Here is a 12,408-nt window from a genome sequence, read left to right as displayed (position 1 = left end):
CTCACCTGGCGACCAGGAGAGGTTACCCACCCGTTGCTGGACCAGTCCGGAAGCAGCCCCCGGGCGCCGTCATCCGTGGGCCGCGATCCGCCCACCCGCGCGGCGGCGAGTGAGCAGCAGTGCACCCGCGATCAGGACCAGGCCCATGAGAGCGATCGCACCCACGGCCAGGCCCATGCGTGTGCCGACAGGCCGGTAGACGCACGACACGTCCGAGGCGCCTGCACCGACCGGCACCGCCATCAGGCCGGCGCGCACGCTCGGTGAGCGAGCAGCCCCGCCGTCGACCGAGCATCGCCACCCCTGGATGCGGATCACGCCGATCACCACCGTGCCCGCGGCCCCGGGCGTGAGGCCGATGTCGAGACTGTGGCCGCCGACGCTCACCGCGGCCGGCTTGCTCGCGTTCAGCCGCCCCACGGCCGCGGTGAGCCGCTCACGATCCAGGCAACCGATGGCCGAAGCCGGCAGCCGGGCCGGTCCCCGGACCCGCACGGCCAACTCGACGACGCCGTCCGCGCCGACTGCCCCGAGCCGTCGCATCGGTGCACCGGAGTACACCCCCGGCCGCTTCGCCTTCGGATCCAGCACCGTCTGCCAGTCGGACCCGTCGACGAGCACTTCACCGACGAAGGTAGGCGCCGCGAGGTAGGCCTCCGACCCGGCCCGGCACGTGGCGACGAATCGCGCTTCGACCGGCTTCGCAGCACCCGCAACCGGATTGATCAACAGGTTCCCCTGCCTGTCGGACACCCTCACACCGGGCACCTGCTGGGGCTTCAGCGTCGGCACGGTGTAGACGTCGGCGCCGAGCGCGCTCTCCTGCAACCCGTACGGCTCCGGGTCCGACGAAGCCCACGCCTTGATCGGACGCACGGTGACCAGTGGCGCCACACCGTCGTTCGTCGCGAGTCGTGGCGGCCTCTCGGCGTCGGACACCCCCGAGTCGACCACCACACGGGCGTGGACGGAGAACACCGCGTCGACCACCGGGTTCTGCGGATCCACCGTGGCTCGTCCGTAGGAGCTGTACCCGAACCCGAGTCCCATCAGCTCCTGCGAGATGTCGTCCGGGATGGTGCTCGAGTAGTACTGCGGTCCCTGTCCGCCGATCAACATGGGATCGTTCACCGACACCTCCGCCCCGGGCGCCGCCCGATGCAGCGGCCAGTCGTCGGCGGACGTCACCAGCGAACGAAGCTCGTCGTGCTCCTCCCCCCAGGGCGCGGCAGCACTCAGGATCTTCCCGCGCGCCACGTCGATCGCGACCGCCGACATGGTCACCTCGACCAGTACGGCGCCGACCAGCAACGCCACCGCTCCGCGACGGACCCAGTCCGGCACCGGCCGGCGCGTCGCCAGCCAGGCCAGCACGGCAACGGCAGCCAGGATCGGTACGGCGATGTGCGTGGTGGCGGTGATGTAGCGGACGTTCCAGGTCACGGCGTACAAGACCATGACAAGCCCGACCGGTACGGCGACGCTGACCACGGATCGCAGTCCGGACGCGGCCGACATCCACCCGATGATCACCAGCATCCCGGCGACGACGAACGCCTGGCGGAACGGGCTACCGTTCGGCGAGTCGAATCCGTGCCAGACCTCGTGGGTGAACCGGACCTGCATGCTGAGCAGCGTCAATGCCACCAGGACGGACCAGACGGCCCGCTCGCGGACCGCGATCGCCCGGTTGAGCGGGAAGCTCAGCGCGAGCAGCAGCATCAGCGTGCCGACTGCGAGACCCGGGCTGCTTCCGACGCCTTCGCTACCAGGGAGCAGCCGGGACAGGAACTCGACCGGATCGTGCGGTTGGAACGTCGTCTTCGGGCTCGGCCGGGCGGCGCGGATCGCCTGGAACGTTGGCACGAGCAGCGGCGCCGCCAGCCCGATACCGATGCCCACCGCAACCATGCAGCGTACGGCGGCCGTCAGACGGTCACGCCAGGACACCAGAGCGTCGTACGACAAGATGCGGGCCACGACGACGATGGCCGCGCCGATGGTTGCCATGTACACCGTGTAGAAGTGCGACGTCCACAGCAGCGCGATGACGAAGGGCGTCACCAGCAACGACGTGGCCGACCGGCGCCGCAGGATCCACTCGCAGAGCAGGCAGATCACCGGGAACGCGACCATGCCGTTCAGCCACACCGTCATGTACGCCGCGTCGTCGATCGACCAGGCACAGGCGCCGTACGAGACGCCGCCCGCCACGGCCAGCCAGGCAGGTCCGGTCGGACGCAGCCGGCGCAGGTACGCCGTCATCGCGCCGGCGCCGAGCGCGATCGCAGCCACGGCGACCAGGAACAGCGCCAGGTCGATCCGATCGCGGGGCAGCACGAGTGCGATCCAGGACAGGGTCGATCCGACGTACGCCATCAGGTCGCCGAGGAACGGGACGCCGAAGCCGCTCGACCAGTTGAAGAGCAGATCGCCGGGTGCCTGACCGGTGACGACGTCGCGGAAGTGTGCATACATCGGCACGAACTGCTGACCGAGGTCGTTGGTGCTCCGGTGACCGTCGCCGAACGGGTACGTGCCGCGGATGATCCCGCTCGCCACGAATGTCGCTCCGGCTGCCGCTGCGGCGACCGGGACCGGCCAGTGCCGACGGCCGAAGGTCCGGCCAAGCCTCATCGGCGAACAACCTGTGGCGAGTCGATCGGCAGTCGCACTTCCGCGGTGACGGCCGGCGCCGGGTGCCGCAGGTAGGTCAGCCGGGCGGCCTCCTGCCGACTGCGGCCGACCGCGTCGAGCAGATAGCCGAGCACCAGCATCAGGATGGCGACCAGCCCGATCGACGAGGCCAGGATGGCGGTCGGGAACCTCGGCACCAGGCCGGTGTCGAGATACTCCAGTACGACGGGCACGCCGAGGATCAGCGCCACCACGCCGAGCAGTGCGGCCAGAGCGCCGTGGAACAGCGTGGGCCGCTCGAGCCGGGTCAGGCTGAGGATCCAGCGGAGGATGCGCACGCCGTCGCGGTAGGTGCGGAGCTTGCTCTCCCCGCCGCTGGGCCGTTCCTTGTAGCCGACCGGGATCTCGGCCACCGGCACCCGCAGGTGCAGCGAGTGGATGGTCAGCTCGGTCTCGATCTCGAACTCCTGCGACAGGGCCGGGAACGACTTCACGTACCGGCGCGAGAACGCGCGATAACCGCTCAGCATGTCGGTGATCTCCCGGCCGAACAACGCGCCGGCAGCACCGGTCAGCACGCGATTTCCGAGCGTGTGGCCGGGCCGGTAGGCGGCCACGTTCGAGTGCTTCCGGACGCCGATGACCTGGTCGTACGGACCGGTCAGCAAGACGCGGACGAGCTCGGCCGCCCGGGCTGCCTCGTAGGTGTCGTCCCCGTCGATCAGCAGGTAGACATCGGCCTCGACGTCGGCGAAGGCCCGGCGGACCACGTTGCCCTTGCCCTTGCGCGCCACGTGCCGCACGATCGCGCCGGCCGCCGCTGCGATCGTGGCGGTGTTGTCCGTGGAGTTGTTGTCGTAGACGTAGATCTTGGCCGTCGGCAACGATGCCTGGAGTTCGGAGACGACCTTCCCGACCGCTGCGGCCTCGTTGTAACACGGCACGATCACCGCGATGTCGGTGCCGGAAAAGTCCTGCACGTCAGTCATTTCCCCTCGCTCGGCAGACCTGACCACCGCGACCGGTAGCCGTGTGTTTCGGCTGGATCGCTTGTCCGTAAGCGCCCCCCAGCTACTCCATAGATGTCCCGACCCGGCGCAGAAGTTGCATCGCGGGCCAGAATTGTTATCTAGACCACAAAATGGTGCCCTTTCGGACCGGACCGTAAGGCCGTGACGACTCTCCGAACAACCGGAGCGGAAACTCCTCAGTTCGGCGGCTCGAGGTCCCCGAGCCACGTGGTGAGGAGCTCCTCGAGCTGAGCACGTTGGGCCGGGTCGAGCGGGGCCAGCAGCCGTTCCTCATTGGCCATGTGGGCGGTGAAGGCCTGGTCGAACAAGCGACGTCCGGCCGGGGTGAGGCGGACGACGCGACCCCGGCCATCCGCATCGCTGCGGCGCCGCTGGACCAGCCCGGCCTGCTCGAGCCGGTCGACGCGCTTGGTGACCGCGCCGGTGGTCACCATCGTGTGCAGCGCGATCTCCCCCGGAGCCCGCTCGTACGGTGCACCCGCGCGACGCAGCGCCGCAAGGACGTCGAACTCGCCTTCCGAGAGTCCGTACTTCGCATAGAGCAGGGTCAGCTCACCGGTCAGGTGGTTCGCGATCCGGTGCAGCCGGCCGATCACGCCTTGCGGGCCGGTGTCGACATCCGGCCGTTCGCTCCGCCACTCGGCCTGGATCCTCGCCACATGATCATCGGTCACGCCGTTCACTATATCTTCCTGGGAAGATATAGTAGTTTCCATGGAAAATACCTTCCGCTGGGCACTCGTCACCGCGATCGCACCGGTGGCCTGGGGGACGAACTACTTCGTCACCCACGAGTACCTGCCGACCGGCTATCCGCTGTACGGCGCTCTGTTCCGCGCACTGCCCGCCGGCGTACTTCTGCTCTGCGTGGCCCGGCGCCTTCCCCGCGGAGTGTGGTGGTGGCGGTCCCTGCTGCTCGGCGTCTGCAACATGGGCGCGTTCTTCGCGCTCATCTACCTCGCCTCGCAGCTGCTGCCGGTCAGCCTGGCGTCGACGATCATGTCCGCGTCGCCGCTGACCATGGCGTTGTTCGCCTGGGGGCTGCTCTCCGAGCGACCGACCATGCAAGTGCTCACCGGAGCCGCGGCCGGGATCGCCGGCGTCTGCCTCCTGCTCGGTGCGGGGTCGCAGGCGGTCGACCTGCGCGGAGTCGCGGCTTCGGTAGCCGCTCTGACGATGTCGTCCTGCGGATACGTCCTGGCGAAGAAGTGGGGCCGGGCCGACGGTCCGCTCGCGACAACGTCCTGGCAACTGATCGCAGGTGGCCTGGTGCTGATCCCGTTCGCGGTCGTCTTCGAGGGAACGCCGCCGAGCCTGGACGGACCGGCGCTGGCCGGTTTCGCGTACGTCGGCCTGGTCGCGACCGCGCTCGCGTTCACGGCGTGGTTCACCGGCCTGCGTCACCTGAGCGCCGCGACCGTCGGGCTGATCGGACTCCTCAACCCGGTCACCGGCGTACTGCTCGGCGTCCTGGTGTCGGGTGACGTACTCACTGTCCGACAGGTGGTCGGGCTGGCGCTGGTGCTACTCGGGATCGCGGCCAGCCAGCTAAGGTTTATCGATGCACCTCGAGTGGAGCACGCCCGAGCTGACCCTTACGTTCGCCATCGACGACGGACCAGTACGGCTGACCACCGGAGCCTCGGCTGAGACACCGCAACATCTGGTGGAGGTCTCGGCCATCGGGTACGGGCGCTCCCCTGGCACCAACCGCCACGTCGACACGATCCTCGGCAAACGCCTCCGGTATGTGAGCCACGAGGACACCGGCTCCACGCTGCGCATCGTCCAAGAGGAGCCCGAGACCGGGCTTCGCGTGACCAGCGTCTTCGAGGAACGAGTCGGGGTCCGCGCGTGGTCCGAGGCCTCGCTGACCCGACCGGGCGAACTCGTGCTGGACTTCCTGTCGTCCCTGGTCGTCGGTCTGCAGTCCGTCGACGCCGACCTCTACTCCGCGGCCAACGACTGGATGGCCGAGAACCGCTGGTCGGTGCAGCCGTTGCGCTCGGGCGGCGTACCGGAGATCGTTCGCGACCCGCACTACCCCGTCTCGAAGAGCCGGCACGCCGTGACCAGCACCGGGTCGTGGTCGAGCGGTGAGCGACTGCCCGTGGGAGTCCTGGTCGGGACGTCGTACGCGCTCGGCTGGCAGATCGAGCACAACGGCCCGTGGCACTACGAGCTCGGCGAGAACCGGCATGGCGGGTACCTGCTGCTGAGCGGCCCGACCGACCAAGAACACCAGTGGAACGTGCGACTGACCGCGGACGATTCGTTCACGACCGTGCCGGTCTCGCTCGTCGCCGGGACCGATCGCGACAGTACGTTCGCCGCACTCACCCGCCACCGTCGCGCCCTGCGGAAGCGGCGGCCGGTCGACGCCCGGATGCCGGTCATCTTCAACGACTACATGAACACCTTGATGGGCGACCCGACCACGCAGAAGCTGCTCCCGCTCATCGACGCGGCGGCCGAGGTCGGCGCGGACTACTTCTGCATCGACGCCGGCTGGTACGCCGAGGGCGACTGGTGGAGCACGGTTGGCGCCTGGCAGCCGTCGACCACACGCTTCCCCAACGGGTTCGGCGAGGTGATCGAGCGGATCCACCAGCGCGGCATGGTGCCCGGCCTCTGGCTCGAGCCGGAGGTGATCGGCGTCGACGCACCGATCGCCCGTGAACTCCCGGACGACGCGTTCCTCACCCGGCACGGCATCCGCGTCGCCGAACACGGCCGCTACCTGCTCGACCTGCGCAACCCGCTCGCCCGGCAGCACCTCGACGACACGGTCGACCGGCTGGTCTCCGACTTCGGCGTCGGCTTCTTCAAGTTCGACAACAACACGATGACCGGCCCCGGCACCGACAAGGGCGGTACGTCGCTCGGCCACGGACTTCTCGAACACCAACGGGCACTGCTCGACTGGCTCGACGCGGTCCAGGCCCGGCACCCCGACCTGCTGATCGAGAACTGCGCGTCCGGCGCGATGCGGATGGACTACGCGATGCTGTCCCGGCTGCATCTGCAATCCACCTCGGACCAGCAACACCCGTTGCTCTACCCAACGATCACCGCGGCCGCGCCGGCCGCCGTCCTGCCTGAACAGGCCGGCCACTGGGCCTATCCGATCACCGGCACGACGCGGGAGGAGTTCACGCTCGCCCTGGCGAACGGCATCCTCGGCCGCCTCTACCTGTCCGGCCACCTCAACCAGATGACGGACTCCGAGCGCGAGCTGGTCCGCTCCGCGGTCGCCGCGCATCGCGTCGTACTGGAAGATCTCGAAACCCTCGTCCCGCACTGGCCGCTCGGGTTGCCGGACTGGGAGGACGAATGGGTCGTCCTCGGACTCGGCAACTACCTCGGGCTCTGGCATCGCACGCCCGGACCGGCTGAAATCACGCTCTCCCTCCCGCAGACGGCCATCACTCCGCTCTTCCCGACCGCTGCCGACGGCTGGACCTTTACCTGGTCCGGCGACAAGCTCACGGTCGGAACCGGCCTGCCCGAGCCGTCGGCGCGGATCATCCGACTGCGGTAGAAAGGGGGAACCACACGAAGGGAACGACGATGGTCACGATCGCGGACGTCGCCCGCCATGCCGGAGTCGCGACCAGCACGGTCTCCTATGTGCTCAGCGGGAAGCGGTCGATCTCGACCGACACCCGCGACCGCGTGCAGCGCAGCGTCCGGGCGCTCGGCTACCGGCCGAACGCGAGCGCCCGGGCGCTGGCCAGCCAACGGTCGAACGTGCTCGCCCTGGTGATCCCGCTGCGCACCGGGATGCATGTCCCGGTGATGATGCAGTTCGCCACCGCGGTCGTGACCACGGCCCGCCGGTACGACCACGACGTACTGCTGCTGACCGCCGACGAGGGCCCGGACGGGCTCGAGCGGGTCGCGCAGAGTTCGCTCGTGGACGCCCTCGTGGTGATGGACGTCGAGTTGCACGACAAGCGCGTCCCGGTGCTGCGTGAACTGCCGATGCCCTCGGTGCTGATCGGCTACCCGGACGACGCCGACGGGCTGACCTGCATCGACCTGGATTTCGTTGCCGCGGGCGCCCATTGCGTCGAGCATCTCGCCGACCTCGGCCACCGGTCGCTGGCGCTGCTCGGGACGCCGTCCGCCGTGTACGAACGGCAGACGGGCTTCGCGCAACGCACGCTGACCGGGTTCGCCGCGGCGGCCGAGCGGCGCGGGGTGTTCGGGGTCGAGACGCCCTGTGAGCACACCTTCGACGCGGTCCTGCACACGGTCGAGCAGCTCCTCCACGAGCACCCGGACATCACCGGACTCGTGGTCCAGAACGAGCCGATCATCGGCCCGCTCCTCGACGTCCTGCGCCGGCTCGGCCGCCGGGTGCCCGAGGACATGTCGCTGGTGGCGATCTGCGCGGACGACGTCGCCGAACGGCAGGTACCGCAGCTGTCCTCGGTCACCATCCCGGCGGAGCGGATCGGCGATCAGGCGGTCGAGTCGCTGATCACCAAGCTCGCGGGCGGCGACGTACCCGAGCTGACCCTGCTCCCGCCCACGCTCACCGCGCGCGGGAGCACCTCCCAGGCCCCTCAGACCGACCGCACGACCGCATAACCACCAGGCCGCAACGGCAGCTCGCCGACGACCAGCTCAGTCCCATCGGCCGGTACGACGACCTCCGCGTCTCCGTGGTTGAAGAGGAACGTCCACGTGGTGTCGCCGGACCGTCTCCGAACGATCTCCACCGGCGACTCCGACAAGCCCAGCAAGCTCGCGGCGGTCTCGTCATCCAGCTCGGTCGACACGTACCAGGCCGATCCAGCGCCGACGTCGCGACGCGTGATCGCCGGCTTCCCGTCCAGGGCTCCTCCGGCGTACCGATCGACCACGTCGGCCGACACCGCCCGCACGTCCTCGCTCCAGAGCCGCCCCCGCCCGCCGGACGACAACGCGACCTCGCCGTCGGCCGGCAGCGGATGGAACTCCTCGACCCGCACTCCGAGCAGATCCGAGAACCCACCCGGATACCCGCCGAGCCGGACCCGCAGATCCGGATCCACGATCCCGCTGAAGTACCCGACGACCAGTTGCCCGCCACGCTCCACATACGCGGCCAGATTCGCGGCAGCCTCGTCATTCAGCACGTACAGACTGGGGACGACAACCATCTTGTAGGACGAGAGATCCGCGGCAGGTGACGCGAAATCGACCGTCACCCCGGCGCGCCAGAACTGCCGGTGTGCCTTCCGCACCGCGGCCAGGTAGTCGAGTGACGACGACGGCAGATGCGTCCCTTGCATCGCCCACCAGCACTCGACGTCCCACAGGATCGCGACGTCCGCGACGACCTCACTCTGAGCCGCTTCGGTGAGGCGGGGCAGCACCGACCCGAGCTCCACGACCTCCCGGAACATCCTGCTGTCCGCACCGGCATGCGGAACCATCGCCGAGTGGTACATCTCCGCCCCGCCGCGCGACGCCCGCCACTGGAAGGACAGCGCACCCCGCGAACCACGGGCGATGTGCGACAGGCTGTGCCGCGCCATCCGCCCAGGCTCCTTCGGGTGCAGCCGATGCCCGTCGTTGAGCGTCCCGGCCGCCTGCTCCATCAACAGCCACGGCTTCCCGCCGGCCCAGGATCGGGCCAGATCGGCGCCGAACGCGGTCTGCTCCTCCGCGCCGATCCCGGCCTGATCCGGATAGTGGTCGATGGCAACGACATCGACCTCGGCCGCCCATCGCGCATGGTTCACCGGCACCCAGCCGCCGAAGACGAAGTTCGTCGTGACGGGCAACTCCGAGACCTTCCGCAGCTCGGCCTTCTGCTCGAGATACGCCGCCAGCAACTCGTCGGACCAGAACCGCCGGTAGTCGAGGAACTGCGTCGGATTCACCAGGTACTGCGTCTTCCGCGGCGGCTGGATGTCCTCCCACTCGCCGTACCCCTGACTCCAGAACGCCGTCGTCCACGCCTCGTTCAACCGGTCGAGCGAGCCGTACCGCTCCCGCAACCACGTCCGGAAACGCTCCGCGGCCAGCAAGCAGTGACACGTCGTTCCGTATTCGTTGTGCACATGCCACATCGCCAGGGCCGGGTGATCGTGATACCGCTCGGCCAGCGCCCGCGCGATTCCCCGAGCAGCCTCCCGATACGCCGGCGCACAGGCGCAGTACGTGTCCCGGCTGCCATGCGTCAGTCGTACGCCTTCGGCCGTGACCGGCAACGCCTCAGGGTGGAGCCGGCTGAACCACGGCGGTGGCGACGCGGTGGGTGTCGCCAGATCCACGCTGACACCGCCGTCGTGCAGCAGGTCGAGGACGCGGTCGAGCCAGCCGAACTCGTACCGGCCCGGGGACGGTTCCAGGCTCGACCAGGAGAACACCCCGACGGTCACCAGGTTGACGCCGGCCTGACGCATCAGGTCGACGTCCTCCTTCCACACCGCCGGATCCCACTGCTCCGGGTTGTAGTCCCCGCCGTACCAAAGTCGCGTCATGAGCTGGAGACCTTGACCGTGTAGTGGTCGCAGACGCCCTCGATCACCCGAGACTCGGCCTGGCCGTCGCGCAGGCTGAACTCGATCACCGCGGCCACTCCCCCGTCGGCGTCCGGCAGTTCGACAGTCGTCGTCACGCCCTCGGACGACTGGAACCAGCGCAGCTCGACACCATCAGTCCAGTCGTACTCCGGCCGATCGTCGACCGCAACGACCGGGATCACCGCACCCTCACGGACCAGCACCGGTAGGCTGTCGAATCCATGGGTCTGCCGCACCCACTGCGGACCCGCGATCACCTCACCGGTCAACAGGTGGGTCCACCGCCCTTCCGGCAGATAGAACGAGACTTCGCCGTCGAAGCTCATCACCGGCGCGACCAGCAGATCGTGGCCGAGCATGTACTGGCGATCGAGGTAAGCGGCGGCCGGATCGTCGGGGAACTCCAGGACCATCGGCCGCATCATCGGCACACCGTCCTGATGCGCCTCGGCCGCCGCGGTCATCAGGTACGGCATGAGGGAGAGCTTCAGCTTGGTGAACTTCCGCAGTACGTCGACCGCCTCGTCGTCGAACGCCCACGGCACCCGGTACGACGACGAGCCGTGCAGGCGCGAGTGTGAGGACAGCAGCCCGAACGGCACCCACCGCTTGAAGATCGCCGGGTCCGGCGTGCCCTCGAACCCGCCGATGTCGTGACTCCAGTAGCCGAACCCCGAGGCGGCCAGCGACAGCCCGCCGCGCAACGACTCCGCCATCGCCTCGAACGTCGACTCGCAGTCGCCACCCCAGTGCACCGGGAACTGCTGGCCGCCGACCGTGGCCGAGCGCGCGAACAGCACAGCCTCGCCATCGCCGCGGTTCTCCTCCAGCAGGCCGAAGACGGCGGCGTTGTAGAGCTGCGCGTAGTAGTTGTGCATCCGCTCCGGGTCGGACCCGTCGTGCCAGGCGACGTCGGTCGGGATCCGTTCGCCGAAGTCGGTCTTGAAGCAGTCGATGCCGAGGTCGATCAGCGCCTGCAGCTTCGAGCGGTACCACGCGGTCGCGTCGGGGTTGGTGAAGTCGACAATCGCCATGCCGGCCTGCCACATGTCCCACTGCCAGATCGAACCGTCGGGGCGCTTCAGCAAGTAGCCGAGCCGGCGGCCTTCCTCGAACAGGACCGAGCGTTGTGCGATGTACGGGTTGATCCAGAGACTGATGCGCAGGCCGCGATCCTTCAGGCGGCGGATCATCCCGGCCGGGTCCGGGAACGCGACCGGATCCCAGACGAAGTCGCACCAATGGAACTGCCGCATCCAGAAGCAGTCGAAGTGGAACACGCTCAACGGCAGGTCGCGCTCGGCCATCCCGTCGATGAACGCGCTCGCCGTCTCCTCGGTGTAGTCGGTGGTGAACGACGTCGACAGCCACAGCCCCATCGACCACGCGGGAACACGGGCGGGCCGGCCGGTCAGGCCGGTGTAGCGGCGGAGGACGTCCTTCGGAGTCGGGCCGGCGAAGACGTAGTACGCGAGGTCCTGGCCTTCGACGCTGAACTGGTTGCGCGAGGTGACCTCCGAGCCGACCTCGAACGACACCCGGGCCGGGCTGTCGACGAGGACGCCGTACCCCTTGCTGCTCAGGTAGAACGGGACGTTCTTGTAGGCCTGCTCGCTCGACGTGCCGCCGTCGGCATTCCAGCTGTCGACAATCTGGCCGTTCTTCACGAGGGGGCCGAAGCGCTCGCCGAGACCGTAGATCGTCTCTCCGACGCCCAGCGCGAGTTGCTCGTGCAGGTAGTGCTTGCCGTCGGCATCGGTGATCAGGCCGATGCTACGAGCGCCGGAGTTCGTCAGCGGGCGCCCGTCCTGCTCGAACCGCACGTCCCACGACCCGTCGAGCCGGACGACCACGCTGAGCTCACCCGACGTCAACCGAGCCTCAGCGGCGCCGACGTCCACCTTCACCGGATGATCGTCGTCGGTGTTCAGCCGGTACGACGGCCGCGCGGGCAGCCCGCCGAGGTGGTGGGCGATCCGGACACCGATCACGCCACGGGCCGGCGACGAGAACGTCACCGTGAACAGCGGCTGGTTGAGCGTGTCCCCGCGCCGCTCGATCCGGTGCGCCGGCGCGAACACCGTCAACTCGCGCTCGCCGGCCTCCACACTCTCGACCTCGGCCGGCCGCAGCCGTGTCAGCCCCGCCCGCAACTGCCAGTACCCATCGGTGAACTTCATCGGGGAAGCCCTCTCTCGAGCTGAAGCCTTCTCTGGGCG

8 protein-coding genes are annotated in these 12,408 nt (G+C 68.9%); 3 read left to right on the top strand and 5 right to left on the bottom strand.

All coding sequences use genetic code 11. The annotated features are described in order from the left end of the window. Positions 1–69: 69 nt before the first annotated feature. From OG876_RS29605 to OG876_RS29595, 3 genes are all read right to left on the bottom strand, one after another. A complete protein-coding gene (locus tag OG876_RS29605; protein ID WP_328519933.1) occupies positions 70–2,637 on the bottom strand; it encodes a YfhO family protein in 2,568 nt (855 codons plus the stop codon). Next, on the bottom strand, positions 2,634–3,626 hold the full coding sequence (locus OG876_RS29600; RefSeq protein ID WP_328519932.1) for a glycosyltransferase: 993 nt from the start codon (positions 3,624–3,626) through the stop codon (positions 2,634–2,636). Before OG876_RS29600 ends, OG876_RS29605 begins: the two co-directional genes overlap by 4 nt. 218 nt (positions 3,627–3,844) lie before the next feature. Continuing rightward, the gene (locus OG876_RS29595) at positions 3,845–4,342 is read right to left on the bottom strand and encodes a MarR family winged helix-turn-helix transcriptional regulator (RefSeq protein ID WP_328519931.1); all 498 of its coding nucleotides are present in this window, start codon (positions 4,340–4,342) and stop codon (positions 3,845–3,847) included. Positions 4,343–4,382: 40 nt separating this feature from the next. Between OG876_RS29595 and OG876_RS29590 the strand changes: the two genes are divergently transcribed. From OG876_RS29590 to OG876_RS29580, 3 genes are read left to right on the top strand one after another with little or no spacing between them, the layout of a single operon-like run. Then, entirely contained in the window at positions 4,383–5,318 is a 936-nt protein-coding gene (locus OG876_RS29590) for a DMT family transporter (RefSeq protein ID WP_328519930.1), read from the top strand. Then, the gene (locus OG876_RS29585) at positions 5,230–7,209 is read left to right on the top strand and encodes a glycoside hydrolase family 36 protein (RefSeq protein WP_328519929.1); all 1,980 of its coding nucleotides are present in this window, start codon (positions 5,230–5,232) and stop codon (positions 7,207–7,209) included. The genes OG876_RS29590 and OG876_RS29585 overlap by 89 nt, the downstream gene beginning before the upstream one ends. Positions 7,210–7,238: 29 nt before the next feature. Then, the gene (locus OG876_RS29580; RefSeq protein WP_328519928.1) at positions 7,239–8,264 is read left to right on the top strand and encodes a LacI family DNA-binding transcriptional regulator; all 1,026 of its coding nucleotides are present in this window, start codon (positions 7,239–7,241) and stop codon (positions 8,262–8,264) included. On the opposite strand, the gene OG876_RS29575 is transcribed toward OG876_RS29580, so the two are convergent. Beyond that, entirely contained in the window at positions 8,240–10,147 is a 1,908-nt protein-coding gene (locus OG876_RS29575; RefSeq protein ID WP_328519927.1) for a beta-galactosidase, read from the bottom strand. The genes OG876_RS29580 and OG876_RS29575 overlap by 25 nt on opposite strands. Beyond that, positions 10,144–12,369 carry an alpha-xylosidase gene (gene yicI / locus OG876_RS29570; protein WP_328519926.1) on the bottom strand — a complete coding sequence of 742 codons (2,226 nt, stop codon included), beginning with the start codon at positions 12,367–12,369 and terminating at the stop codon, positions 10,144–10,146. Before yicI ends, OG876_RS29575 begins: the two co-directional genes overlap by 4 nt. Between the last annotated feature and the right edge of the window lie 39 nt (positions 12,370–12,408).

The organism is Kribbella sp. NBC_00359, assembly GCF_036097425.1.
Lineage (GTDB): Bacteria > Actinomycetota > Actinomycetes > Propionibacteriales > Kribbellaceae > Kribbella.
The sequence above is the reverse complement of the archived record's forward strand: the minus strand, read 5'-3'. Positions and strand labels throughout refer to the sequence as shown.

Excerpts from the sequence above, each read along its gene's own strand:
- OG876_RS29605 (WP_328519933.1), bottom strand. The coding sequence starts at position 2,637 with ATGAGGCTTGGCCGGACCTTCGGCCGTCGGCACTGGCCGGTCCCGGTC.
- OG876_RS29600 (WP_328519932.1), bottom strand. The coding sequence starts at position 3,626 with ATGACTGACGTGCAGGACTTTTCCGGCACCGACATCGCGGTGATCGTG.
- OG876_RS29590 (WP_328519930.1), top strand. The coding sequence starts at position 4,383 with ATGGAAAATACCTTCCGCTGGGCACTCGTCACCGCGATCGCACCGGTG.
- OG876_RS29585 (WP_328519929.1), top strand. The coding sequence starts at position 5,230 with ATGCACCTCGAGTGGAGCACGCCCGAGCTGACCCTTACGTTCGCCATC.
- OG876_RS29580 (WP_328519928.1), top strand. The coding sequence starts at position 7,239 with ATGGTCACGATCGCGGACGTCGCCCGCCATGCCGGAGTCGCGACCAGC.
- OG876_RS29575 (WP_328519927.1), bottom strand. The coding sequence starts at position 10,147 with ATGACGCGACTTTGGTACGGCGGGGACTACAACCCGGAGCAGTGGGAT.
- yicI (WP_328519926.1), bottom strand. The coding sequence starts at position 12,369 with ATGAAGTTCACCGATGGGTACTGGCAGTTGCGGGCGGGGCTGACACGG.